Annotated in this window: 21 protein-coding genes, 2 tRNA genes, 1 other RNA gene and 1 pseudogene; 14 read left to right on the top strand and 11 right to left on the bottom strand. The window is 67.6% G+C overall.

Annotation, left to right across the window (positions count from 1 at the left end):
• Positions 1-278: 278 nt before the first annotated feature.
• Positions 279-352, bottom strand: a tRNA-Arg gene (locus CRT23_RS03100).
• Positions 353-596: 244 nt separating this feature from the next.
• Entirely contained in the window at positions 597-1,391 is a 795-nt protein-coding gene (locus CRT23_RS03095) for a DUF72 domain-containing protein (RefSeq protein WP_245435930.1), read from the bottom strand.
• 147 nt (positions 1,392-1,538) lie between these two features.
• Between CRT23_RS03095 and CRT23_RS03090 the strand changes: the two genes are divergently transcribed.
• Positions 1,539-2,237 (top strand): glutathione S-transferase N-terminal domain-containing protein, encoded by a 699-nt coding sequence (locus CRT23_RS03090; RefSeq protein ID WP_103708495.1) that lies wholly within the window; start codon positions 1,539-1,541, stop codon positions 2,235-2,237.
• 195 nt (positions 2,238-2,432) lie between these two features.
• On the opposite strand, the pseudogene CRT23_RS28340 reads toward CRT23_RS03090, so the two are convergent.
• Positions 2,433-2,591: pseudogene (locus CRT23_RS28340) on the bottom strand (IS3 family transposase); the annotation flags it as partial.
• 934 nt (positions 2,592-3,525) lie between these two features.
• On the opposite strand from CRT23_RS28340, the gene CRT23_RS03080 reads away from it, so the two are divergent.
• The gene (locus CRT23_RS03080) at positions 3,526-5,487 is read left to right on the top strand and encodes a M10 family metallopeptidase (RefSeq protein WP_103708493.1); all 1,962 of its coding nucleotides are present in this window, start codon (positions 3,526-3,528) and stop codon (positions 5,485-5,487) included.
• A gap of 384 nt (positions 5,488-5,871) precedes the next feature.
• On the opposite strand, the gene CRT23_RS03075 is transcribed toward CRT23_RS03080, so the two are convergent.
• Positions 5,872-5,956: transfer RNA gene (locus tag CRT23_RS03075), tRNA-Leu, on the bottom strand.
• 138 nt (positions 5,957-6,094) lie between these two features.
• Between CRT23_RS03075 and CRT23_RS03070 the strand changes: the two genes are divergently transcribed.
• Together CRT23_RS03070 and CRT23_RS03065 are read left to right on the top strand one after the other, a co-directional pair.
• Entirely contained in the window at positions 6,095-6,676 is a 582-nt protein-coding gene (locus tag CRT23_RS03070; RefSeq protein WP_055947995.1) for a YqaA family protein, read from the top strand.
• Positions 6,677-6,696: 20 nt separating this feature from the next.
• Positions 6,697-7,185 (top strand): disulfide bond formation protein B, encoded by a 489-nt coding sequence (locus CRT23_RS03065; protein WP_103708492.1) that lies wholly within the window; start codon positions 6,697-6,699, stop codon positions 7,183-7,185.
• A 3-nt stretch (positions 7,186-7,188) separates the two neighbouring features.
• On the opposite strand, the gene CRT23_RS03060 is transcribed toward CRT23_RS03065, so the two are convergent.
• From CRT23_RS03060 to CRT23_RS03045, 4 genes are all read right to left on the bottom strand, one after another.
• Complete coding sequence (locus CRT23_RS03060; RefSeq protein ID WP_103708491.1) at positions 7,189-7,680, bottom strand: DUF1178 family protein; 492 nt, start codon at positions 7,678-7,680, stop codon at positions 7,189-7,191.
• A gap of 35 nt (positions 7,681-7,715) precedes the next feature.
• Complete coding sequence (locus tag CRT23_RS03055; protein ID WP_103708490.1) at positions 7,716-8,564, bottom strand: carbon-nitrogen hydrolase family protein; 849 nt, start codon at positions 8,562-8,564, stop codon at positions 7,716-7,718.
• A complete protein-coding gene (gene grxC / locus CRT23_RS03050) occupies positions 8,561-8,818 on the bottom strand; it encodes a glutaredoxin 3 (RefSeq protein ID WP_103708489.1) in 258 nt (85 codons plus the stop codon). Before grxC ends, CRT23_RS03055 begins: the two co-directional genes overlap by 4 nt.
• Positions 8,819-8,912: 94 nt before the next feature.
• Positions 8,913-9,269, bottom strand: coding sequence for a response regulator (locus CRT23_RS03045; protein ID WP_003603128.1), 357 nt, complete (start codon positions 9,267-9,269; stop codon positions 8,913-8,915).
• A gap of 207 nt (positions 9,270-9,476) precedes the next feature.
• Here CRT23_RS03045 and CRT23_RS03040 point away from each other — a divergent pair, with 207 nt between their 5' ends.
• The 3 genes from CRT23_RS03040 to CRT23_RS03030 all read left to right on the top strand — a co-directional run bounded on the left by CRT23_RS03040 (position 9,477) and on the right by CRT23_RS03030 (position 13,441).
• Entirely contained in the window at positions 9,477-10,385 is a 909-nt protein-coding gene (locus CRT23_RS03040) for an N-formylglutamate amidohydrolase (protein ID WP_055947980.1), read from the top strand.
• 167 nt (positions 10,386-10,552) lie between these two features.
• A complete protein-coding gene (gene scpA, locus CRT23_RS03035; RefSeq protein ID WP_055947976.1) occupies positions 10,553-12,718 on the top strand; it encodes a methylmalonyl-CoA mutase in 2,166 nt (721 codons plus the stop codon).
• Between the two features lie 147 nt (positions 12,719-12,865).
• Positions 12,866-13,441 carry a YgjV family protein gene (locus CRT23_RS03030; protein ID WP_055947973.1) on the top strand — a complete coding sequence of 192 codons (576 nt, stop codon included), beginning with the start codon at positions 12,866-12,868 and terminating at the stop codon, positions 13,439-13,441.
• Between the two features lie 2 nt (positions 13,442-13,443).
• On the opposite strand, the gene CRT23_RS03025 is transcribed toward CRT23_RS03030, so the two are convergent.
• Positions 13,444-14,979, bottom strand: coding sequence for a YifB family Mg chelatase-like AAA ATPase (locus tag CRT23_RS03025; RefSeq protein ID WP_103708488.1), 1,536 nt, complete (start codon positions 14,977-14,979; stop codon positions 13,444-13,446).
• A 162-nt stretch (positions 14,980-15,141) separates the two neighbouring features.
• On the opposite strand from CRT23_RS03025, the gene CRT23_RS03020 reads away from it, so the two are divergent.
• The gene (locus CRT23_RS03020) at positions 15,142-15,405 is read left to right on the top strand and encodes a PepSY domain-containing protein (protein WP_103708487.1); all 264 of its coding nucleotides are present in this window, start codon (positions 15,142-15,144) and stop codon (positions 15,403-15,405) included.
• A 50-nt stretch (positions 15,406-15,455) separates the two neighbouring features.
• On the opposite strand, the gene CRT23_RS03015 is transcribed toward CRT23_RS03020, so the two are convergent.
• Positions 15,456-15,923 (bottom strand): DUF5991 domain-containing protein, encoded by a 468-nt coding sequence (locus tag CRT23_RS03015; RefSeq protein WP_103708486.1) that lies wholly within the window; start codon positions 15,921-15,923, stop codon positions 15,456-15,458.
• A gap of 247 nt (positions 15,924-16,170) precedes the next feature.
• On the opposite strand from CRT23_RS03015, the gene ffs reads away from it, so the two are divergent.
• The 5 genes from ffs to CRT23_RS02990 all read left to right on the top strand — a co-directional run bounded on the left by ffs (position 16,171) and on the right by CRT23_RS02990 (position 21,166).
• An RNA gene (ffs, locus tag CRT23_RS03010) (signal recognition particle sRNA small type) lies at positions 16,171-16,267 on the top strand.
• Between the two features lie 68 nt (positions 16,268-16,335).
• Positions 16,336-18,282, top strand: coding sequence for a DNA polymerase III subunit gamma/tau (locus CRT23_RS03005; protein ID WP_103708485.1), 1,947 nt, complete (start codon positions 16,336-16,338; stop codon positions 18,280-18,282).
• A 65-nt stretch (positions 18,283-18,347) separates the two neighbouring features.
• Complete coding sequence (locus tag CRT23_RS03000; protein WP_055947962.1) at positions 18,348-18,668, top strand: YbaB/EbfC family nucleoid-associated protein; 321 nt, start codon at positions 18,348-18,350, stop codon at positions 18,666-18,668.
• A gap of 176 nt (positions 18,669-18,844) precedes the next feature.
• Positions 18,845-20,689, top strand: a complete 1,845-nt coding sequence (locus CRT23_RS02995) for a CHASE3 domain-containing protein (RefSeq protein ID WP_245435917.1) — start codon at positions 18,845-18,847, stop codon at positions 20,687-20,689.
• A 129-nt stretch (positions 20,690-20,818) separates the two neighbouring features.
• Complete coding sequence (locus CRT23_RS02990; RefSeq protein ID WP_146056311.1) at positions 20,819-21,166, top strand: hypothetical protein; 348 nt, start codon at positions 20,819-20,821, stop codon at positions 21,164-21,166.
• Between the two features lie 64 nt (positions 21,167-21,230).
• On the opposite strand, the gene CRT23_RS02985 is transcribed toward CRT23_RS02990, so the two are convergent.
• Positions 21,231-22,847, bottom strand: coding sequence for a phosphoenolpyruvate carboxykinase (locus CRT23_RS02985; RefSeq protein ID WP_103708577.1), 1,617 nt, complete (start codon positions 22,845-22,847; stop codon positions 21,231-21,233).
• A gap of 417 nt (positions 22,848-23,264) precedes the next feature.
• Between CRT23_RS02985 and recR the strand changes: the two genes are divergently transcribed.
• Positions 23,265-23,870, top strand: a complete 606-nt coding sequence (gene recR, locus CRT23_RS02980; protein ID WP_055947953.1) for a recombination mediator RecR — start codon at positions 23,265-23,267, stop codon at positions 23,868-23,870.
• Positions 23,871-23,953 lie beyond the last annotated feature (83 nt).

Here is a 23,953-nt window from a genome sequence, read left to right as displayed (position 1 = left end):
TCAAGTCAGTGCAAACCAAGAACAGGCGGCACCGCATCTTGTGGAGCAACAGCCGCCATAGATCGGGGGTCCGGGACTGACTAAGCAGCTGGCGCGTGAGAACGTCGTAGCTGGGGCGTAATTACGTTCCACAAGGCGTTGCCGCAGGCGACCGGTAACCGCATCACGGTGGATGACGCCGTCATCCGCATCATTGGTGACACGGCAAGCCTCGAACACCCAGATGGTTCAACCCAGACGGAGTAGCGCGCGTGGTTCGCATATTTAGATCGAAACGGCGCACCCGACACGATTCGAACGTGTGACCTTTGCCTTCGGAGGGCAACGCTCTATCCAGCTGAGCTACGGGTGCTGACCGTGTCGTTCTGGTAGCCCATGCACGGGCTCCGCGCAACGGGTCGTGGCAGCCTTTCGGCTCAGAGGGATGTCCGCAAGGGCTTCGAAAGCAAAGGTCGCAGATCCCAATCGGGTCGAGTCGCTCAGGGGGCAAGGGCGCCGTTTGTGCGCTGAGATGCTGGGCAGATGCGAACACGGCTCGGCTGCGGCGCGGAGCGCGCGCCGTTCCTGTGGCGCGCCAAGATCGTCTGGCGGCAGCGCTAAGGTGGCGTCGGCGTTTCGCTCAGCTTTGCGTGGCTGCGAAGACGCTCGCATACAGCCAGCGCGTCGCCAGCGGCCGCGAAAGCAGCGGTGTTGTCGAAGATGCACCAGCACTCGCGCCCGTGCACGGCGTCGCCTCGCAGGCGTCCGGCGAGGGCATCCAGAGTGCTGGGTGGATAGGCCGAGTAGTACATCTTCGGTGAGCCGTGCAGGCGCTCGTAGCGCAGACCATGCCAGCCTCCGGGTTCGCCGGCGCCGGGCACTGGGGACGGATCAGCTGCAACGCGCGCGATACACAACTCGGTCAGCAGCGCATCGACATCGTGCGCGAACCAGCTGGCGTGCCTCGGCTCGCAGACGATGCTGCCGCCATGAATGTCTCGGAAGGCACGCAGGAACCCAGCGCTCGTATCTGGGTCGAAGCGGAGGCTCGGCGGCAGCTGAATCAGGAGCGGGCCAAGCTTGGGGCCGAGCCCGGCGACCTCGCCGAGGAATTGGCGCAGCAGCCCCTCGGCTCGATCGAGCCGCTGCTCGTGCGTGATCGTGCGCGGAAGCTTGACGGCGAAGCGAAACCGTTCGGGCACGGAGGCCGCCCATCGCGCATAGGTCCCGACTCGGTGGGACCGGTAGAACGCAGTGTTGATCTCCACGGCATCGAAGCGCTGCGCGTAGCGTTCCAGATGGCTGCCGGATGCGGGGAACGCATCGGCATGGGCCTTCGGCACGCTCCAGCCGGCCGTCCCAATCGCGATCACGCTGTTCGAGCCCCCAACGTTGAAGAACGTCTCGGGCAGGGTGCGCGGGCGCCGGAGGCGGCGCAAGCCGGCGCCTCGCGGAACGATGGGGCCATGAATCGCGTCAGGCTCTGGAACATCGGCTGTCCTTGCCAGTCCTGATGGTACAGCCCACCTGCCGGCCGTGCCCATCAGCGGAGATTTTCCTTGTCGACCAAAACTCGGATCTACACGTCACCATCGGCGTTCCCGAACCCTCAGCGCCTTCGCCTCTTCCTGCACGAGAAAGGCATCACGGACGCCTTCGAGGAGGTGATCTACGATATGGCCCCCAAGGGCGAGCAGCGCGGCTGGCGCCACCTCAAGATGAACCCGTGGGGCGAGACACCGACGCTGGAACTGCCCGACGGTAGCTATCTCTCGGAGTCGTCCGCGATCGTGCGCTACCTCGATGCACACCATGAGGGCCGCAGGATCACCGGCGAAACGCCCCTCGCTCAGGGGCTCGACGCGATGTGGGACAATCGCGTTTGGGTGCAGATCCTCTACCGGCTGACGACGCTGTTCCACGTCTCGCATCGGGGTCTCGGACCGAAGCTGGAGCTGACGAGCAACCCGCAATGGGGCGAGCATTGCCGCAAGGAGGCCCTGGCGCACGCCGCCCTCGTCGATCGACACCTGGCCGAAGGACGCGAATGGCTGCTGGGCGGCGAGCACCCGACCTTTGCCGATATCACCCTCTGCACGGCCATCGCCTTCTCGAAGTTCGGCCCCGTAGCCACGCCGCTCGACGAACGGTTCGAGCAGCTCGACGGATTCTGGCAGCGCTGGAAGTCTCGCGACAGCTTCCGGAAGGCCTATGCCGATGGTGGCGGCCTCGAGGAATTGGCACAGCTCACACCGTAGCCTCGGGCCGATGCAGGACGCGTCCCGGTTCCAGCCGGGATGCGTCCTGATGGGGTTTAGTCGGCGAAACCGGCGAGGACGACCTTGCCCTTCGCCTCCCCGCTCGCGATGAGCGGATCAGCGCGTGCGATGTTTGCGGCATTGGTCGAACCGAAGAAGTCACCCGGCGTGGTGCCCCACCTGACCTGACCCCGCCCACCCCGCCGCCTGCCACAGTGCAGAGATGCGGCGCTCGCCATGGCGTCCGAACTCGAACGCCGGGGCCATGCTGGCGCGTGTCAGCGCATCCTGGTTGATCAGTACCGCCGGCACGAAGCGTTGCATGCCCCGAGGCTCGCCGAGGATCCGGCAGGCCTGGCTCGCGTCGCGACGGATCCAGGAATGACATCCCGGGACCATGCAGTCCGAGACCATGCAGGTGGTCGAGCGGGGCTTGGGCCGGGTCGCCAACGATCGCGTCGTCCGGGTCTGTCAGCCTCATCCTGAACGAGTCAAACCCTTGATTTCGGTCTTGGCGTTTGTCTTTTCGGGACAACCGGTTCTCGCTTACCCCTGACAAGCTCTCGGCAAGGCGCTCGCGTCCCAGCGATCGAGGTGCGGTTCGATGCCCCGGCCGGCGACGCGCAGCCATCGCAAATCGAAGACAGGACGCGGCGTGCACGCAGCGCGATCCTTCTCTCGAGCACATTCAACCACGGCACGAATTTCGCTTACGCCTGCTTGGGATGATCGTCGACTCGGGCAGGATCGGTATCGCCCAAAGTCTCCGTAGCCCCTCGAAGCGGCGGTTGGACACGCAGTTCCGAGGGTCCGGCCGCCGCATCCGGAGGCACGCCACAGGAAAGGATGATCGACAGAGCGACAACCACGCAGAGCAAATCGAGACATCCCAGACCGCTGCCGTATCGATCGACATCCGAGCCAACCCGAGACCGACCTGCGACGCGGCGCGATGCCCGCGCCAACACATCTTCAGCACTTCCCCGGTCGAGAAACCCTGCGTTCTGAAAGAGGCCGATGCAGAATAAAGGGTCACACAGAGTAAATTGCTCGCGGCCTTTGCCAAAGACAATAATAGATCAACACCTGCGACTTACAGCATAACCCGAAATACAAGGGCATCGAAGCCTGCTCTCTGCCGAGATGCGACCAAGTCGAAAACAGGTCTCATCCTCCACCTCTGATCGGGTGAGGCATGCTTGCCATCCCGCCAGGGTCGATACGTCAACGCGACTTCCCGACATGCGATCCAAGATAACCCCGATTGGCCGGCCGGAAGACTGGAGCGATGTCCGATCTGCCGCCTTTCGAACAAATCGTGCGCAGACATCAAGAATTTCGAAGAGTTAGTCCGTATCGATTGGAGCGTAAAATGGCCAATACTTATGCGTCTGTCCCTGCAAGCGGCGATCAAGATATCAATGGATTGCTGGCAGGCTTGCGCTGGGCGAACACCGATATGACGTTCAGTTTTCCCACCGATCCTGCCCAGTACGAATACAGAGGCGAGAAGGATTTAAACTTCCAGTCTTTCAGCGAACGGCAGAAGGAAGTTGTCCGAGAGATGTTGAGTTCTGTCGCCTCAGTCGCAGATCTCTCTTTCACCGAGGTCGACGGAGGGGCCGGCGATTTACGCTTCGCCATGTCGGATATGCCCCCAAATGCGTGGGCTTACTATCCAGGCAATGGCCCCGATGCCGGCGACACTTGGTATAATACGGTGGGGTTCGACGACCCGATCGTCGGAACCTATGCTTTTTCTGCGATGCTCCATGAAATCGGGCATGCGCTGGGCTTCAAGCACGGCAATGAGCCCGGTGTATTCGGGGCCATGACCTATGAGCATGATTCAAGCGAATACACGATCAAGGCCAAATCCTATGTCGGCTCAGATGGAGGGTATGCCGAAAACGAGCTCAACGGCTTTCCTCAATCGCTGATGATGTACGACATTGCCGCGCTGCAATACATGTACGGAGCGAATTATGACGTCAACGCAGGCGACAATCGCTACCAGTGGAGCCCCGATACTGGCCAGATCTCGATCGATGGCAATGGATTCTCCATTCCTTTGGAAAATCGCCTGTTCATGACGATCTGGGATGGGGGAGGAAATGATACATACGATTTGTCGAATTATGGGACAAATCTGAGCATCGATCTGTCTCCCGGAAAGTGGACGGTAACTTCCGTCAGTCAACTGGCTCAGCTCGGAGTAGGTCATCCGGCGGCTGGCAATATTGCCAATGCCCTCCTGTATGACGACAATACCGCGTCTCTCATCGAGAACGCCATCGGCGGAGCGGGCAACGATACGATTGTCGGAAACAGCGTTGACAATGCGCTGGCCGGTGGTTCGGGCAACGACACGCTGACCGGCGGTGCCGGGAACGACCGCCTCGACGGCGGCCTCGGCACCGACACCATGGCGGGCGGCATCGGCACCGACACCTTCGTGGTGGATAGCATCGACGACAGTGTCATCGAGTCGACCAGAGAGGGCACGGACACCGTCCTTGCCGCGATCTCCTACGCGCTCAGCGCCAACGTCGAGAACCTGAAGCTCACGGGGATGGGCACCATCGACGCCACCGGCAATACGCTGGACAACGTCCTCATGGGCAACGCGGCCACCAACACGCTGTCGGGCGGCGCCGGCGGTGACTGGCTCTACGGTGGTACCGGCGACGATACGCTCGACGGCGGCACCGGCGACGACCTCATGATCGGCGGCACGGGCGACGACACCTACGTCGTCGGCGCGCGCGGTGATCTCGTGGTCGAAATCGCCAGCCAAGGCATCGACACCGTACGGTCCTCGATCAGCTACACCCTCGGAACCACCCTCGATGCCCTGACCTTGACCGGCACGGCCGATCTGACGGGCACGGGCAACGCCCTCGGCAACACCCTGATCGGCAACGGTGCGGACAACGTCCTCGACGGCGACAGCGGTAAGGACGTGCTCATCGGCGGGGGCGGCACCGACACCTTCGTGTTCCGCCCGGGCGAGACCAACGGCGACAAGGTCATGGACTTCAACGACGCAGGTGCGTCGGCGGGCGACCGCCTGGCGTTCTCCGGCTTCGGTCCGGGCGCCACGCTGAGCCAAACGATGGGCACGGACGTCTACACGATCACGGCGGATACCGACCTTTGGGGCGAGTTGAGCGAGACGTTCCAGATCGCCGGCGTGACCAACCTCGACCTTATCGGGAGCCTGAAACACGACGTGTTGCTCGTCGCCTGAGGACCACACTCGAAACGAAGACAGACCTGCGGCGCGCCCGCACCGCAGGTCTGCTCCGGTCGAGCGGCCTGGGGAACCGCGCTTTGCGAGGCTCACGGCGAGGGCAGCGTCGACTTCATTCGTTGGGATCGCCCAGCTCGGCAGGATTGTCCCTGCATCACGGGTCCGCGCGCAGGCGGAGCCGACCGGACCGTCCGTGATACCGCGCGATGGATTGTCTCTCGGCCCTCCCCGCAACGTCAGGCCGATCAGGGCGGGGATCGAGCGAGAGCCACCATGCCAAGGTCGTCGATCGCCCGCTTTTCGCGGGCCGCTCGCCGAGATGAGACGGGTCGAGGCGCACCTGGGCGCTCGGGCCGAATCGCGATGGCTAGGGGAGCCGAGTGGTGCGGGCGGTCGGAATCGAACCGACACTCCTTGCGGAACCGGATTTTGAGTCCGGCGCGTCTACCAGTTCCACCACGCCCGCAGCATCCGCGTCATCGCACACCTTCCCGGTTTCGGCCAGAGGGGTTTTCTTCGCAGTGCGGTCTGCGAGCGCTCGCCAGGAACGGCGCCGTATGGTCAAAGGGCGCCGCCCATCCCTTCCAGCCTTCCCGGACCCCTCATGATCCGTCGCCTCTACGAGTGGATCCTCGCGCTCGCGGGCAAGCCCTCCGCGCCCTACGCCCTCGGGGCGGTGGCCTTTGCCGAGAGCTCGTTCTTCCCGGTGCCGCCGGACGTGATGCTGGTGCCGATGGCGGTGAGCCGGCCGGATCGGGTCTGGTTCTATGCCCTGATCACCACCCTGGCCTCCGTGGCGGGCGGCCTCCTCGGCTACGCCATCGGCGCCCTGCTGTTCGACTCCATCGGGCAATGGGTGTTCCGGGTCTACGGCTTGTCCGACAAGGCCGCGACCTTCCAGGCCTCCTACGCCGAGTACGGGCACTGGGTGATTCTGCTGAAGGGCCTGACGCCGATCCCGTTCAAGCTCGTGACCATCACCTCGGGCTTCGCCCATTACGACCTGTTCTGGTTCGTGGTGCTGTCGCTGCTGACGCGCGGCGCCCGGTTCTTCATCCTGGCGGGACTTCTCGGCCGCTACGGCGTTCAAATCCGGGGGGTGCTCGACCGGCACCTCAACGTGGTGGCGGCGATCTCCGTCGCCGTCATCATCCTCGGCTTCGTGCTGTTCAAGGTGTTGCTCTAGACCAAGGTGATTGTAGACAGATGGACTACGCCTCGCTCCTGCGCCTACGCCGCACCGCGCTCTTCCTGCTCGTCGGATCCGTACTGACGCTCGCGGGAGCCTGGTATTTCCAGTGGGGGCTCGGCTACGTGCCGTGCAAGCTCTGCCTGCAGGAGCGCATTCCCTACTACGCGGCGATTCCACTGGCGGTCCTGGGCCTGGTCCTGCCCGCCTGGGCCACCCGCCTCGTCCTCGGCCTCGCCGCCGTCGGCCTCCTCTATGGAGCCGGGTTGAGCGTCTATCACGCGGGCGCGGAGTGGAGCCTCTGGGCCGGCCCCACCGATTGCGGCGGTGGCGCGGGCGCCAATCCGGCCGCCGTCGGCGATTTTCTGAACGCACTTCAGACCACCCGCGTGGCCGATTGCTCCACGGCGGCCTGGCGCCTGGCCGGGATCTCTCTCGCGGGCTGGAACGCGCTCATCGCCTTCGCCCTCTCGTCGATCGCCGGGACCGCCGCACTGAAGCGTTGAGGCTCAGTGCCGGTCGTCGGAGGCCGGCGGGAGGGGCGCCACCGCGATGCCCTCGTCGACGAGGGCGCGGGCCTCCTCGAGGCTCGCCTCACCGTAGATCGCACGGGTCTCGGTCTCGCCGTAGTGGATCCGCCGGGCCTCCTCCGGGAAGCGTGCGCCGACATCATCGGCGTTCCGCGTCACCTCCTCGCGCATCGCCCGCATCAGGGCGCGCAGGCGCTGCTCGGGCTCGGTGAGTGCCAGTTGCGGCGTCGCCGGCGGCCCAGCGGGGGACGCGCCAGCCTCCGCAGGCGTCCCGACGGGGGCCGGAAGCGTGCGAGGACCGCGATCCGTCCGGGCGACCGAGGGCGCCATCATGCTCTTGCTAACCCGGACCGAGCCGCAGACCGGGCAGGAGACCAGCCCGCGTGCCGCCTGGGCGTCGAAGGAATCACTCGACGGAAACCAGCTCTCGAAGCCGTGCTCGGCCTCGCAGACGAGGGTGTAGCGGATCATCGGTCAGGATTTTCGGAACGCGTCTGCGGGCGGTGTCAGGAGGCGCGCCCCACCCGCTCAATCGTGAAGGGGCGGGCATGCTGCAGGGTTGGAATGCGGGCGCGGGCATCGGCCACGCGGGCGAGATCGATCTCGGCGAGGATCACCCCCGGCTCGGCTCCGTCGGCATCGGCCAGGACTCGGCCCCAGGGATCGACGATGAGGGAGTGACCGTAGGTGTCGCGTCCATCCTCGTGGTGTCCCCCCTGCGCGGCCGAGATCATGAACGACCCGGTTTCGATGGCGCGGGCCCGGTGCAGCACGTGCCAGTGCGCCTCGCCCGTCTGCCTGGTGAAGCAGGCCGGCGCCGTCAGGACGGTGGCGCCCGCCTCCGCCAGGGCCCGGTACAAGGCCGGGAAGCGGATGTCATAGCAGATGGCGAGGCCGATGGCCGCCCAGGGCGTGTCGGCGACCACGGCGCAGGCGCCGCCCGTATAGGTCGCCGATTCGCGCCAGCGTTCACCGTTGGGCAGGTCGACGTCGTAGAGATGCAGCTTGTCATAGGAGGCGGTGATCGCTCCCTCGGCATCGATCAGGAAGGCGCGGTTGGCGACCTTGTCGCCGTTGCGCACGGCGAGCGACCCGATCTGGAGCACGAGGCCGCGCTCACGGGCGACATCGCGCAGCGCCGCCAGCGTCGGGTCGTCGTCCTGGGCCGTGACCTTCTCGAACAGGCTCGCCTTGCTGCGCTCCACCAGAGAGGTCATCTCGGGCGTCTGGACGTAGTGCGCCCCGGCATCCGCGGCCGCGCGGACCAGGGCCACGGCGGCGTCGCGGTTGGCGAGCGGATCGCGGCCCGAGCGCATCTGTACGCACGCGGCCGTAAATTTGGTCGCGTCGTTCATGAGGCCACCAGGGCGTCGAGCTTGCCGGCACCGTTCAGGGCATAGAGGTCGTCGCAGCCACCCACATGGGTGTCGCCGACGAAGATCTGCGGCACGCTCGTGCGGCCCCCGGCGCGCTGGACCATGGTGGTGCGCGCACCGGCCGTCCGCTCGACGTCGATCTCGGTGAACGCGATGCCCTTGTCGCGCAGCAGGCTCTTGGCCGCCGAGCAGTATGGACACCACGCGGTTGTATAGATCGTGACCGGCTTCATCGTCGAAACGCCCCATCCCAATCCGTACAGCATATAGGCGAGCCGGCGGGCTCTTCCTACTGCCTCGATTCGGTGGGGGCCCTGGCGGTTACGCTCAGGCGGCCAGCAGCTTCTCGACCTCGTTGACGAGGTCGCGCAGATGGAAGGGTTTCGACAGGACCTTGGCGTCCTTCGGGGCCTTCGAATCCGGGTTCAGAGCCACGGCGGCGAAGCCCGTGATGAACATCACCTTGATGTCGGGGTCGAGCTCGGTGGCGCGACGCGCCAGCTCGATCCCGTCCATCTCGGGCATCACGATGTCGGTCAGCAGCAGCTCGAAGGGCTCCTCGCGCAGGCGATTATAGGCCGACAGCCCATTGTCGAACGACAGCACGTCGTAGCCGGCGTTCTGCAGCGCCTTGGCCAGGAAGCGGCGCATGTCGTTGTCGTCTTCCGCCAGGAGGATCTTCATCGAGCAGCGTCCCGTACCTTTGATTCGACGTGTTCATTCCACAAAGCACCGGCTTGGTAAACAGAACGTTGCCAGCCCGACGGGACGGGGTGTCCAACGGCACCCAGAGCGGCCTCGCGACGCCTCCGTCCTGCTGGACAGGCGAGTTGGCAAACCGCAAAGTGAGTCGATGCGTTGTCCCGTCCGCACCGAGGCGCCCGCGCCGCGATGACAGAGCCGTTCCAGACCCCCGAAGCGTCCGGAGCGGCGGTCTTCGATCCGCCCTTCACGGTGGACGAGCCGACGGCGCATACCCTCCCCTTCGTCTTCAACACACCGCATTCCGGCGCGGTCTACCCACCCGCCTTCCTGGCCGCCTCGCGCCTCGACGGGCTCGCGCTGCGGCGCTCGGAAGACGCGCACGTGGACCGGCTGTTCGCCCCGGTGGTCGATCTCGGGGCCCCCTTGATGCGGGCACATTTCCCGCGCGCCTTCCTCGACGTGAACCGCGAGCCCTATGAGCTTGATCCGCGCATGTTCGACGGACGCCTGCCGGCCTTCGCCAACACCCGCTCCATGCGGGTGGCGGGCGGCCTCGGCACCATCCCGCGCCTCGTGGCCGACGGGCAGGAGATCTATCGCGGACGGCTGCCGGTGGAGGTCGCGGTCGAGCGGATCGAGACGCTGTACAAGCCCTATCATCGCACGCTGCGCAGCCTGATCCAGCGCACCGCCCGCCAGTTCGGCCACGCCATCCTCATCGACTGCCATTCGATGCCGTCGTCGAGCCTCGGGCGCGACGAGGCGGCGCGGGCGGACATCATCCTGGGCGACCGCTTCGGCACGGCCTGCGCGCCGATCCTGATCGACGCCTTCGAGCACCACCTGCGCGCTCGCGGCTACCGCGTCCTGCGCAACAAGCCCTACGCGGGCGGCTTCATCACCGAGCATTACGGCGAACCGAACGTCGAGCGCCACGCCCTGCAGATCGAGATCAACCGCAGCCTCTACATGAACGAGGCCTCCCTCGCGATCACGCCGGGCTTCTCGGAACTCGTCTGGCACCTGCGCAGCGTCGTGGCGGCCGTGGCCGCCGAGGTCCAGGGCCTCGCCCCCTCCCGGATGGCCGCCGAATAGGGGCATCCGACAAGAAAGATTTGGCAGCGGCCCGAAAAGATTTGCCGCTCGCATGCGCGAAAGTGACGGTTTTGCCGGCCCCATCCGGGCGAAGTCCGGTTAGAGGTAGCCCAGATTGTACGCGTACCTATAATGCAGGGACGCCGCCGCCGCACGAGCCAGAGCCCATGACGTCTCGCATCCCCGACTTCGCGACCGTTCCCTACGCGGCCGATGCCATCCCGGCTCCGGTGCCGCCCACGGGCGAGCCCTGGATGACGCCCGAGGGCATTCCGGTGAAGGGCGTCTACGGCCCCGAGGATCGCGACGGCATCGAGTTCCTCGACACCTACCCAGGGGTGGCACCCTACCTGCGCGGTCCCTACCCGACGATGTACGTGACCCAGCCCTGGACGATCCGGCAATATGCCGGGTTCTCGACGGCGGAGGATTCGAACGCGTTCTACCGGCGCAACCTCGCCGCCGGGCAGAAGGGCCTGTCGGTGGCTTTCGACCTTGCCACCCACCGCGGCTACGATTCCGATCACCCGCGTGTCTCGGGCGATGTCGGCATGGCCGGCGTGGCGATCGATTCGATCTACGACATGCGGACGCTGTTCTCCGGCATCCCGCTGGACGAGATGACCGTCTCGATGACGATGAACGGCGCGGTGCTGCCGATCCTGGCTCTCTACATCGTCGCGGCCGAGGAGCAGGGCGTGCCGCCGGAGAAGCTCGCCGGCACGATCCAGAACGACATCCTCAAGGAGTTCATGGTCCGCAACACCTACATCTACCCGCCGGCGGGTTCGATGCGGATCATCGGCGACATCTTCGCCTACACGTCGAAGAACATGCCGAAGTTCAACTCGATCTCGATCTCCGGCTACCACATGCAGGAGGCCGGGGCGACGAACGACCTCGAGCTCGCCTATACACTGGCGGATGGGGTCGAGTACATCAAGGCGGGTCTGGCGGCTGGCCTGACCATTGACCAGTTCGCCCCGCGCCTGTCGTTCTTCTGGGCGATCTCGACGAACTTCTTCATGGAGATCGCCAAGATGCGGGCTGCGCGCCTGATCTGGGCCAAGCTCGTCAAGGAGTTCGAACCGAAGAGCGACAAGTCGTTGCCGCTGCGCACGCACAGCCAGACCTCGGGCTGGTCGCTGACCGCCCAGGACGTGTTCAACAACGTCACCCGGACGTGCATCGAGGCGATGGCGGCGACGCAGGGCGGCACCCAGTCCCTGCACACCAACGCGCTCGACGAGGCGCTGGCCCTGCCTACCGACTTCTCGGCCCGCATCGCCCGCAACACGCAGCTCTTCCTGCAGCAGGAGAGCGGCACCACCCGCATCGTCGATCCGTGGGGCGGCTCCTACTACGTCGAGAAGCTGACCCAGGACATCGTCACCCGCGCCTGGGAGCACCTGCGCGAAGTCGACGAGCTCGGCGGCATGGCCAAGGCCATCGAGGCCGGCATCCCGAAGCTGCGAATCGAGGAGGCCGCCGCCCGCGCCCAGGCTCGGATCGACTCCGGCCGCCAGACCATCGTTGGCGTCAACAAGTACAAGCCCGACGACGATCGCGCCATCGAGCTGATGCGGGTCGACAACGGCAACGTCCGCACCCTGCAGATCGACAAGCTGAAGCGCCTGCGCGCCGAGCGCAGCCAGGCCGACGTCGACGCGGCGCTGGCCGCCCTCACGGCCGCGGCACAGGGCCAGGGCAACCTGCTCGAACTCGCGGTCAGTGCGGCGCGGGCCAAGGCCACGGTCGGCGAGATCTCGGATGCGCTGGAGAAGGCCTGGGGCCGTCACCGGGCCGAGATCCGCTCGATCTCGGGCGTCTACAAGCGGGAGGTGGGTGGCATGTCGCCGGTGGTCGAGACCGTTCGCAAGCTTGTGGAGACCTTCGAGGAGAATGACGGGCGCCGCCCGCGCATCCTCGTCGCCAAGATGGGGCAGGACGGCCACGACCGCGGCCAGAAGGTCATCGCCTCCGCCTTCGCCGATCTCGGTTTCGACGTGGATATCGGACCGCTCTTTGCGACGCCCGCCGAGGCGGCGCGGCAGGCGGTGGAGAACGACGTCCACATCGTCGGCGTGTCGTCGCTGGCTGCCGGCCACCTGACCCTGGTGCCCGAGCTCAAGGCGGCGCTGACGGAGCAGGGCCGCGGCGACGTGATGATCGTCATCGGCGGGGTGATCCCACCCGGCGACTACGACGCCCTCTACGCCGCCGGTGCCTCGGCGATCTTCCCGCCCGGCACCGTCATCGCGGAGGCCGCCGTGAAGCTGATCGAGGAGCTGAACGGGCGGCTCGGCTACGCCGCCCGCCAGGCCGCGGAATAGGACGGTCCAGCGGGCGGTCCGTTCGCCCGCTGTGGCAGTCGGACGACAGCTCCGGCCCTCGACAAGACGCGTTAACCGACCGGTTACCATGACGACCTAGCGCCTGCGTCGAGTGCGGCGCGCTTCTGCGCCGACCGGGCGCGGACCATGATTGTCATCGAGTGGGCTCAGATCGGCTGGGCAGCAGCGAAACCACATCTCGACCTCTTCGGAACCCTCGGCCTGCTGCTGGGATTCGCCGCGGGGATCATGCCGCATCGCCGCGGGATGCTCCTCGCCTCCGCCGGATGCGCCACCGCGTTTGGCCTACACTACCTGCATCTCGGTGCGCTCACCGGCACGGCCATGTGCGCCATCGCCCTCCTGCAGAACCTGGTCTCGGCGCATGCGATCGGGCCGCAGGGCCGCGCTCCCTGGGTTGGTCCCCTCTTCGCCGCGACAACCCTCGTCGCCGCCGGCCTGACCCTGGCGACCTGGAACGGCGGTCCCTCGGCCTGTGCCGGGCTCGGGGCCCTGCTGGCGACGGCCGCGCGCCTCCAGGGCGACCCGCAGGGTATGCGGCGGCTCTTTCTCGGCGCCAGCCTGTGCTGGGCCTTTCATAACGCCCTGGTCGGCTCGGTCTTCGGGCTCACCTGCGACCTGCTCACCCTGTCGGGCCTGACGCTTGCGCTGATCCGCCACCAAAGGCGGCATCCTGCATCGCAGGTGCTCCCCGCCGCCTGAGGTCATACCGCGACGGGCTGCTCCGTCCGCCCGCGATAGGACAGGGCCTCGGCGAGGTGGATGCGGCGGACCTGGGCCTCGCCGTCGAGGTCGGCCAGGGTGCGGGCGACGCGCAGGGTCCGGTGGAAGCCGCGCGCCGAGAGCCGCATGGTCTCGGCGGCCGACCGGATCAGGGCGGCGCCCTCCGGGTCCGGCGCGGCGACGGCCTCGATCACCGGCGACGGGCAGGTGGCATTGGTGAACGTCGCGTCGGGATCGTAGGCCGCGTAGCGCGCAGCCTGCAGAGCGCGGGCGGTCGCCACGCGCGCCGCCATCTCGGCCGAGCCCTCCGAGGGCGGTGGCAGGATGAGGTCGGCGGCCGTCACCGCCCCGACCTCGATGCGCAGGTCGATACGATCGAGGAGCGGCCCAGAGATCCGCGCGCCGTACTGGGCGACGCAGCGCTCGTTCGGCCCCCTGCGGCAGGCGTAGCCCGGCTCCAGCGCCTGCCCGCAGCGGCAGGGATTCATCGCGGCGACGAGCTGGAAGCGGGCTGGGTAGGTCACGCGGTGGTTGGCCCGCGCGATCATGATCGTCCCGGTCTCCATCGGCTGGCGCAGGGAATCGAGCACCTGGGGCGTGAACTCCGGCAATTCGTCGAGGAACAGCACGCCGCCATGGGCGAGCGAGGCCTCGCCCGGACGGGCATCGATGCCCCCGCCGACCAGGGCCGCCATGGAGGCGGAATGGTGGGGCTGCCGGAACGGGCGCCGGTTCGAGAGCGCGCCGCCCTTCAGTTCGCCCGCCACCGACTGGATCATCGAGACTTCGAGGAGTTCCCGCGGCGCCAGTGGCGGCAGGATCGAGGGGAGGCGCGCGGCGAGCATCGACTTGCCCGCTCCCGGTGGCCCGTTCATCAGCAGGTTGTGGCCGCCGGCCGCCGCGATCTCCAGGGCGCGCTTGGCCCCCTCCTGACCCTTGATGTCGCGCAGGTCCGGCAAGGCGGGGCCCGGCGCGGCCACCGCCGGCTCCGGCCGGGCCATGACCTGGGTCCCCTTGAAGTGGTTGGCGAGCTGGATGAGGGAGCGCGGCGCCAGCACGTCGAGGTCGCCGCCGGCCCACGCGGCCTCGGGCCCGGTCGCGGCCGGGCAGATCAGGCCGAGGCCGAGGGCACTGGCCGCCATGGCGGCGGGCAGGACGCCGGACACGGCCGTGATCGTGCCGTCGAGGGCGAGTTCGCCGAGAACGCAGTAGCCCGCGAGCGCATCCGCCGGCAGGGCGCCGATGGCCCCCATCACCGCTAGGGCGATCGGCAGGTCGTAGTGCGAGCCCTCCTTCGGCAGGTCGGCCGGGGCAAGATTGACGGTGATGCGCTTGGCCGGCAGGGCGAGGCCGGAGGCGATCAGCGCCGACCGCACGCGCTCCTGGGATTCCGCCACGGCCTTGTCGGCGAGGCCCACCACCGTGAAGGCGACGATGCCGGGGGCGATCTGAACCTGAACATCGACGGCCCGCGCCTCGATGCCCTCGAACGCCACGGTGGCGACGCGCGTGACCATGCTGGACCGATCCTGGGGCGGAAAGATCCGGCGACCCTAGGAGGCACCGCCTCCGGACACAACCTCTGGGCGCAGCCATCGTACGACGTTGGCAGGAACCTCACTCAGGCTGAGTGGTTCGACTGGGGTCAGAAACATTTCTCAACACAGCAGGGAGACACCATGTCGATCAAGCTCACGGGCCTCACCGCCCTCGCCCTCGGCCTCGCCTTTACCGGGTCCGCCTTCGCCGACCGGAAGCCGACCCCGGAGGAGCAGACCAAGATCGAAGCCGTGCTGAAGCAGGAAGGCTTCACCAAATGGAAGAAGATCGAGGTCGAGGACGACGAGATCGAAGTCGACGATGCCATCGACGCCAATGGGAAGCAGTTCGACCTGGAACTCGACCCCAAGACCTTCGCCATCGTGAAGCGCAAGGCCGAGTAGTCCACGATGCTCATCTGGGCCGGACCGCCGAATAGGCCTCGCTTTGACGTTCAGCTCTGACGGGTGAAATAGGTGCCGGCCGGCGCGGCCGAGCCGGCACCGCTCGGATTGAGCGCGCGCCACTGCGTCAGGACGGCGTCGCCGCCCCGGTGCATCTCGAACAGGTTCAGGCCGACATCGTAGAGCCGCGTACCGTAGGCGTTGACCGTGCGACCGTCGCCGAAGGTGTGAAACGCAACGGACACGCTCTCGGCCGTACCGCTCGCCTTGCAGACGATGGTCTCGTCGGTCTGGAAGCCCTCGATCCGCAACAGACAGTCACGGTTGCCGCGCCCCGGAGCGATGTCGAGTTCGTAGGTGACGACGATCGGCGATCCGCCGACGGTGCGACCACCATCGTGCTCGTAGCGATAGCGGCCCGCCCAGGCTCTGGGCGCCTCGGGCGCAGCAGATGCCGCCATCAGGCCCGCTGCGAGGTACGTGGATACCATCAGGCTCAAGCCGAACCGCCGCGTCATCGGCGTCTCCTTCTTGGACGATACAGATCAGGGGGCGGACGTTGGCGCAGGGATCGGGCGATTTGCGGGCACGCCGCGGGCTGTCGCGAGCAGATCTGCGAGGCGGATTTCGCTCGGAATACCCCGCATTCGCTCGGAATACCCTGCATTCGCTTGGAATACCGAAAATCTCCTTGGAATACCCGGACTCCGCGTCGAGACCCGGACTCCGCTTGCATCCGTCGCGCGCGGCGGCCATATAGCGCTCGGGAGGTTGGCGAGGGACGTTTCACTCGCCAACCGGGTCAGGTCCGGAAGGAAGCAGCCCTAACGAGACCGAGCGGGTCTTCGTCCAGCCTCCCACCTCGATCGATGCCTCGGGCTCGCGTGGCGGCACCCTCCGACCGGAGCCGCACCAACCCAGCAAGGCGGCATGGACGCGACCTCCGGTCCTCTGAGCGACGCCGGGCTCCTGCCCGGCCTTCCCGAGCCGACCCCGGCCGCCACACCCTATCGGGTGCTGGCGCGCAAGTACCGGCCCCAGAACTTCGACGATCTGATCGGCCAGGGCGCCATGGTGCGAACCTTGGCCAATGCCTTCGCGGCCAACCGGATTCCCCAGGCCTGGATGCTCACCGGCGTGCGCGGCGTCGGCAAGACCACCACGGCCCGGATCCTCGCCCGCGGCCTGAACTACGTGCGCGACGGCCATCCCGATACGGGGCCCACCATCGCGATGCCGGAGCTCGGCCGGCACTGCCAGGCCATCATGGAATCCCGGCACATGGATGTGCTCGAGATGGATGCCGCCTCGCACACCGGTATCGACGACGTGCGCGGCATCATCGACGGCATCCGCTATTCGCCGGTCTCGGCCCGCTACAAGGTCTACATCGTCGACGAGGTCCACATGCTCTCGGAGAAGGCGTTCAACGCCTTCCTGAAGACCCTGGAGGAGCCGCCGCCGCACGCCAAGTTCGTCTTCGCCACCACAGAGATCCGCAAGGTGCCGGTGACCATCCTGTCCCGCTGCCAGCGCTTCGACCTGCGCCGCGTCGAGGCGGAGACCCTGGTCGGGCACCTCGGCCGGATCTGCGCCGCCGAATCCGTCGAGGCCGACGCGGAGGCGCTGGCGGCGATCACCCGGGCGGCCGAGGGCTCCGTGCGCGACGCGCTCTCGCTCCTCGACCAGGCGATCGCCCACGGGGCCGGCCTCGTCAGCGCCCAGAGCGTGCGCGACATGCTGGGGCTGGCGGATCGCGGCCGCATCGTCGACCTGTTCGAGGCGGTGATGCGCGGCGACATCCCGGCCTCCTTCGCAGAGGTGCGCGGGCAGTACGAGGCCGGCGCGGATCCGGCCGTGATCCTGTCCGACCTCGCGAGCTTCACCCACCTCGTCACCCGCCTGAAGCTGGTGCCGGAAGAGGCCGCCGCCGACCCGACCCTGAGCGAGGCGGAGCGGTCGCGCGGACGCGACTTCGCCAAGACCCTCTCGGTCCGGGTGCTGTCGCGGGCCTGGCAGATTCTCCTCAAGGCGATCCCCGAGGTGCAGACGGCCACCCGGCCCCTGGCGGCGGCCGAGATGGCGCTCGTCCGCCTCGCCTACGCCGCCGACCTGCCGACCCCGGACGAGGCCCTGCGCCAGATGAAGGCCCAGGCGCTGACGGGCCCGGCGGCGACCGCCGGTGCCGCGGCCCCGTCCCCCGCCGAATCCCCGTCCCTGGCCGTGTCCCAGTCCCTCGCCGTGTCCCCGTCCCTGGCCGTGTCCCCGTCCCCGGGGGCCGCCATGGCCGAGGCCCGCCCGGCCCTCCCGCCGATCCCGACCTTCTCCGGGGAGCCACCGCCGCGCCCTGCCCTGACCATGGCGGCCCATGGCGGCGGGGCGCGCCCGGCCTTGGCAAACCCAGCCTTGGCAAACCCGGCTCCGGCGCCGCAGCCCGAAGGGCCGCGCCTCCTCCGCTTCACCGACGTCGTCGCCCTGGCCGATGCCAAGCGCGATATCGGCCTGAAGATGGCCCTGGAGCGCGAGGTCCACCTCGTGCGCTTCGAGGAGGGCCGCATCGAGTTCCGCCTCGCCGAGGGCGGGCGCCAGAGCATCGCCAACGACCTCGCCCGCGCCCTGGATGCCTGGACCGGCCGGCGCTGGATCGTCGCCCTGTCGAAGGAGGCCGGCGATCCGACCCTCGACGCGACCGCGCGCGCCGCCACCGAGACCCGCCACCAGAACGCCGCCGCCCATCCGCTGGTCCGCGAGGTCCTGGCCCGCTTCCCAGGCGCGCAGATCGTCGACGTGCGCGACAAGGCGCCCGCGGGGTCGCCGGCGATCGAGGCCGCGCCCACCGGGGAAGCGGAAACCGACGAGCCCGACGACGAGGCATAGCCTCCGGGGCCGTGGCGCCCCAGATGTGATCCATCCCAATTCCGGAACGAGAGAGGGCAGACCCGATGCGCGACCTCATGGGCATCATGAAGCAGGCCCAGGCCATGCAGGAGAAGATGGCCTCCCTGCAGGACGAGCTCGACACCGTCGAGGTGTCCGGTGCGTCGGGCGGGGGCGCGGTCCGGGTGACGATGACGGCGAAGGGCCTCGTGAAGGGCGTGCAGCTCGACCCCGCCATGCTGGTGGCCGACGAGCGCGAGATCCTCGAGGACCTCATCGTGGCCGCCGTCAACGATGCCCGCGGCAAGGCCGAACAGGTTGCAGCCGAGCGGATGGCCGAGCTCACCAAGGGCCTGCCGATCCCCCCGGGCATGAAGCTGTTCTAAGTCCGTCAATCCGGCAATTGAGCAACATCGATCACAATTTGGTCGTTGAAGCGTTGCCATAGAGCCGGCGGAGTGGAACGTTGGGCCTCCAACGTTCTCCCGCCGGCCGGATCATGAACTTTGATGCGCATCTTCCTCGGGTTACGCCGATACAGCCCAAGGCTGTACCGGGACGCTTGAGGGACATTGCACCCCTGATCGTCGGCTTTCTACTCCTGATCGCAACGGTTGCTGCGACAGCCAGCCTGGTTGCGGAGCAGGATGCGAACCGAGCCGAACTGCGCCGCAGCGTCCGCATTCGAGACGCCATCTTCACCCTGTATTCCGGCATCCAGGATGCCGAATCGGGTCAGCGCGGGTTTCTCCTCTCGGGCGACGAGGTCTACCTCAAGCTCTACGAGGAGGCCGTCGCGAGGACGCCCGGTCGCCTGTCCACCATCGCGGAGGCCGTCGCACGCAATCCCGGCATGGCGGCGATCATCGCCCGGCTGAGCCACGCCGCCGAAGCCAAGGTCGCGGAAATGCAGGAGACCATCGTCCTGCGCCGCGCCGGCCAGGTCGAAGCGGCCCTGGCGCGCATGCGTTCCGGCGAGGGCAAGCACCTCATGGACGAGGTCCGCACGCTCTTCGGGGAGGCCCAGGCCGACAATTACAGCCGCCTGATCCAACGTCAGGAACAGGCGGGCGAGGCGGCACGCCAGGTGCAACTCGCCGTCGCAGCAGCCGTCATCCTGGTGGTCGTGCTGGGTGCCTACGTGGTGATCGATGCGGGCCAGCGGCATCAGCGCACACTCCGTGCCCACGCCGCCCTGCAGGAAGCGAACGCCTCCCTGATCGAGGCCGCCGCCACCCGGGACATGCTCGAGGACCGCCTGCGGCAATCCCAGAAGATGGAGGCCCTCGGTCAACTCACCGGCGGCCTCGCGCACGACTTCAACAACATGCTGGCGATCATCATCGGCAATCTCAGCCTCCTCAAGCGGCGGCTGGAGCGCGGAGAGCATGCGGTGGAGCGCTACGCCGAGCAGGCCCTCAAGGGCGCCGACCGGGCAGCGACCCTCACGCATCGGCTGCTTGCCTTCGCTCGCAAGCAGCCCCTGGCCCCGGAGGCCATCGCCTGTAACCGTCTCATCGCCGCGATGTCCGACCTGCTGCGCCGCAGCCTCGGTGAATCCATCCGGATCGAGACCGTGGCGGCCCCCGACCTCTGGACCACGCAGGCCGATGCCAACCAACTGGAGAACGCGATTCTCAACCTGGCGGTGAACGCCCGCGACGCGATGCCGAAGGGCGGCCGCCTCATCATCGAGACCGACAACGTCCATCTCGACGAGGCCTATGCCGCCCAGAATCCCGGCGTTCCGGCCGGCCAATACGTCCTCGTGGCCCTGACGGACAGCGGAAGCGGCATGCCGCCCGACGTTGCCGCCAAGGCGTTCGATCCGTTCTTCACGACGAAACCCGTCGGACAGGGCACCGGCCTCGGTCTCAGCCAAGTCTACGGCTTCGTTCGCCAGTCCGGCGGGCACGTGGCGATCTATTCCGAGCCCGAGCGGGGAACGACGGTCCGGATCTACCTGCCGCGTCATTTCGGTGACGCCGCCGAGATGGAGCGCGTCACGCCGACGATGCTCCCGGAGGGCTCGGCCCGGGAGGTGATCCTGGTCGTCGAGGACGAGGACGGCGTGCGCGACTTGGCCGTCGAGGCCTTGCGCGACCTGCGTTACACCGTGATCCATGCCGAGGGCGCCAAGGATGCCCTGCAGATGCTCGACACGCATCCCGAGATCGCACTGCTCTTCACCGACGTCGTCATGCCGGAGGTCAACGGTCGCGAACTCGCCGAGGCCGTCCACCAGCGCCGGCCCAACCTGCCGGTCCTGTTCACGACGGGCTATACGCGCAACGCCATCGTGCATAACGGGCTCGTCGACGCCGACGTGCAGTTGCTGGCCAAGCCCTATACGCTGGAGCAGCTGGCCCTGAAGGTGCGCCAGGCGATGGTGCGGGAGGCGGCCTGAGCGATCCTGCCCGGCACGCCGGCGTGCGGAATGCCCGGGCGGAGGCACGATTTACCCCGCCATCAACCGGTCTGCAGCCGATAGCCTCGCATTTCACCGATTGAAGTCGGGCTGTCTTAACGGATGCCCGTGTCTGCTGACGGCATGGATGAGCATCGCCACGCCGTTCGAGCCTCGACGCATCTGTCCGGTCGTGTTGCCCTCGACGGGGCATCGGCCGAGACGACGCCCTGCCTCGTGCGAAACCTGTCGCCCATCGGGGCGCGTGTCGCGTTCTGCTCGGAGGTCGAGGTCCCGGACAGCTTCGACCTCTTCCTCGATCCGGGCGAGACCGCCTACCGGGCGCACACGATCTGGTCCAGCGGGAACGAAGTCGGCGTCCTCTTCCGCGAAGCGCGGGAGAATGCCCCCGAGGTCCTGTGCGACGATGCGCTGTGCGGCGAAGATTCGGCGACCGGTCCGATCCCGAAACCGTAGCGCCCGCATCGGATTCCGTGCCGGGACGCGGACGCTCGCGCGCCGCGCCCCGGAAGGCGAGCGCTCAGGCGGCCGCGGAGCGCACCGGTTCGGCAGCGCGGACATCCGCGTCCACGTGGGCGGCGAAGCGCTTGAAGTTCTCCTGGAACATCGTGACGAGGCGCGTCGCGGTCTCGTGGAAGGCGGGCTTGTTGGTCCAGGTCTCGATCGGAGAGAGCACCTCCGTCTCGACGCCCGGGACCGCGACGGGCACCTGGAAGCCGAAATAGGGGTCGCGCCGGAACTCGACATGCGCCAGGGAGCCGTCGAGGGCGGCCGTGAGCAGGCGGCGCGTGACCCGGATCGGCATGCGGCGCCCGGTGCCGACGCCGCCGCCGGTCCAGCCGGTGTTCACGAGCCAGCAATCGACGTCATGATCGGCGATCAGGTCCCGTAGCAGGTTGCCGTAGACGCTGGGGTGGCGGGGCATGAACGGTGCACCGAAGCAGGTCGAGAACGTCGCCTCGGGTGCGGTCAGCCCCCGTTCCGTGCCGGCAACCTTGGCGGTGTAACCGGACAGGAAGTGGTACATCGCCTCGGCGCCGGTCAGCTTGGCGATCGGCGGCATCACGCCGAAGGCATCGCAGGTGAGCATCACGATGTTCTTGGGATGCGCGGCACGCCCCGTGGCGCTCGCATTGGCGATGAAGTCGAGCGGATAGGCGCACCGGGTGTTCTCGGTGAGCGAGGCGTCGTCGAAGTCCGGGATCCGGGTCTCGGGGTCGATCACCACGTTCTCCATCACCGTGCCGAAGCGCTCGGTGGTGGCGTAGATCTCCGGCTCGGCATTGCGCGAGAGACGGATGGTCTTGGCGTAGCAGCCGCCCTCGAAGTTGAAGATGCCCTCCCGGCTCCAGCCGTGCTCGTCGTCGCCCAGGAGCTGGCGCGAGGAATCGTTGGAGAGGGTGGTCTTGCCGGTGCCGGACAGGCCGAAGAACAGGGCCGAGTCGCCGGCCTCGTCGAGGGCCGCGTTGGCCGAGCAGTGCATCGGCATCACGCCGGCCTTGGGCAAGACGTAGTTCAGGTAGGTGAAGACCGACTTCTTCATTTCGCCGGCATAGGCCGAGCCGCCGATGAGGACGAGCTTGCGCGCGAAGTCGATGGCGATCACCGTCTTCGAGCGGCAGCCGTGGCGGTGCGGCTCAGCCTGGAAGCTCGGCAGGTCGATGATCGTCAGCTCGGGCACGTAGCCCGCGAGCGACGCGCGATCCGGCCGGATCAGCAGGTTCCGGATGAACAGGGAGTGCCAAGCGAGCTCCGTGTACACCCGCGCGTTGACGCCGTGCGAGGGGTCGGCGCCGCCGCGCAGGTCCTGGGCGAAGAGCTCGCGACCTTCCGCATGGGCGAGGAAATCAGCGTACAGGGCATCGAACTGCTCGGGCGTGATCGCGCCGTTGTTGTCCCACCAGATCTCGTTCTCCGTGGCGGCGTCGCGCACCACGAACTTGTCCTTGGGCGAGCGGCCGGTGTGAGACCCGGTGGTGGCCACGAAGGCGCCACCCCGGGCGAGCTGGCCCTCGCCACGCGCCAGAGCCTCTTCGTAGAGGCGGGGAACCTCGAGGTTCCAGTGAACCGCCTTCAGGTTGCGCAGCCCGATGGCTTCGGAACCATGCGCTGCATTGAACGGGCCAATATTCATCACGCTCATCTCTCCTCGGGCACCTGATCGCGTCGCCACCCATGACGGGAGCCCTGCCGGCTCTCCGTATTCGTTCGGATCTCGAGCGTCCGCGTGGTTGGTCAGGTCCACCGCGCGCAGGTTCACCGCTCGAGATCCGCGCCTCTCCTGCATAGAGACGGCGCCGTTGCCGTCAATCCGCCTGTTGGCCAACAAAAAGTCTTACATGACCAGGATGAGCGCCCGAGCGCCCCCGTGAACTGGGCCGGCGCGACAAGCTTTTCGGCGCGTTTCCAGAACGCCGGGGGCGAAATTCCGGGCCGGAAACCCTATGTCAGGCGGTACGGAACAGCCGGGCGCGCCGGAGCTGCACCGTCTCATCCGCTTACCGCTCCGCCGTCCGCTGCGTGGGCGTCCCCACCGTCACGAGAATTTGCGTCCATGGCACAAGCCGTCGCCGGTCCCGAGATCGAGCGCCTGATCCAGCTTCTGGCCCGCATGCCGGGCCTGGGGCCCCGCTCCGCCCGCCGCGCCGCCCTGCAGCTCATCAAGAAGCGCGAGACGCTGCTGGCGCCCCTGGCGGACGCGATGCGGGTGGCGTCGGAACGCATCGTCGTGTGCCAGGCCTGCGGCAACGTTGATACGCGCGATCCCTGCACGATCTGCTGCGACGCGGCGCGCGACCCGGCCACCCTGGTGGTGGTGGAGGACGTCTCGGACCTCTGGGCCCTGGAGCGCTCCGGCGCGGTGACGGCCCGCTACCACGTCCTCGGCGGCGTGCTCTCGGCCCTCGACGGCGTGCGGCCCGAGCACCTCAACCTCGACAGCCTCGTGGCCCGCGCCGCCGACCCGGCCATGCGGGAGATCATCCTGGCTCTCAACGCCACCGTCGACGGGCAGACGACGGCCCACTACGTCACCGAGTCCCTGAAGGCGCACGGCCTCAAGGTGACCCGCCTCGCCCACGGCGTCCCGGTCGGCGGCGAGCTCGACTACCTCGACGAGGGCACCCTCACCGCCGCGATCCGCAGCCGCACGCCGTTCTGACTCCGGTACGCGCAGGCCTGGTATTTGACCGGCCTCTGGTGCACCCGTATCTGCGGGGGCTCAAGGCCACCGCCCGCCCCGCA

It is taken from the genome of Methylobacterium sp. V23, assembly GCF_002917135.1.
Taxonomy (GTDB): Bacteria; Pseudomonadota; Alphaproteobacteria; order Rhizobiales; family Beijerinckiaceae; genus Methylobacterium.
Note: the sequence above shows the minus strand (reverse complement) of the source record. Positions and strands in the feature narration are given on the sequence as shown.

Bases quoted from the DNA above. Each gene is read 5' to 3' on its own strand.
- CRT23_RS03080 (WP_103708493.1), top strand. From the start codon at position 3,526: ATGTCCGATCTGCCGCCTTTCGAACAAATCGTGCGCAGACATCAAGAA.
- CRT23_RS03070 (WP_055947995.1), top strand. From the start codon at position 6,095: ATGATCCGTCGCCTCTACGAGTGGATCCTCGCGCTCGCGGGCAAGCCC.
- CRT23_RS03065 (WP_103708492.1), top strand. From the start codon at position 6,697: ATGGACTACGCCTCGCTCCTGCGCCTACGCCGCACCGCGCTCTTCCTG.
- CRT23_RS03060 (WP_103708491.1), bottom strand. From the start codon at position 7,680: ATGATCCGCTACACCCTCGTCTGCGAGGCCGAGCACGGCTTCGAGAGC.
- CRT23_RS03055 (WP_103708490.1), bottom strand. From the start codon at position 8,564: ATGAACGACGCGACCAAATTTACGGCCGCGTGCGTACAGATGCGCTCG.
- grxC (WP_103708489.1), bottom strand. From the start codon at position 8,818: ATGAAGCCGGTCACGATCTATACAACCGCGTGGTGTCCATACTGCTCG.
- CRT23_RS03045 (WP_003603128.1), bottom strand. From the start codon at position 9,269: ATGAAGATCCTCCTGGCGGAAGACGACAACGACATGCGCCGCTTCCTG.
- CRT23_RS03040 (WP_055947980.1), top strand. From the start codon at position 9,477: ATGACAGAGCCGTTCCAGACCCCCGAAGCGTCCGGAGCGGCGGTCTTC.
- scpA (WP_055947976.1), top strand. From the start codon at position 10,553: ATGACGTCTCGCATCCCCGACTTCGCGACCGTTCCCTACGCGGCCGAT.
- CRT23_RS03030 (WP_055947973.1), top strand. From the start codon at position 12,866: ATGATTGTCATCGAGTGGGCTCAGATCGGCTGGGCAGCAGCGAAACCA.
- CRT23_RS03025 (WP_103708488.1), bottom strand. From the start codon at position 14,979: ATGGTCACGCGCGTCGCCACCGTGGCGTTCGAGGGCATCGAGGCGCGG.
- CRT23_RS03020 (WP_103708487.1), top strand. From the start codon at position 15,142: ATGTCGATCAAGCTCACGGGCCTCACCGCCCTCGCCCTCGGCCTCGCC.
- CRT23_RS03015 (WP_103708486.1), bottom strand. From the start codon at position 15,923: ATGACGCGGCGGTTCGGCTTGAGCCTGATGGTATCCACGTACCTCGCA.
- CRT23_RS03005 (WP_103708485.1), top strand. From the start codon at position 16,336: ATGGACGCGACCTCCGGTCCTCTGAGCGACGCCGGGCTCCTGCCCGGC.
- CRT23_RS03000 (WP_055947962.1), top strand. From the start codon at position 18,348: ATGCGCGACCTCATGGGCATCATGAAGCAGGCCCAGGCCATGCAGGAG.
- recR (WP_055947953.1), top strand. From the start codon at position 23,265: ATGGCACAAGCCGTCGCCGGTCCCGAGATCGAGCGCCTGATCCAGCTT.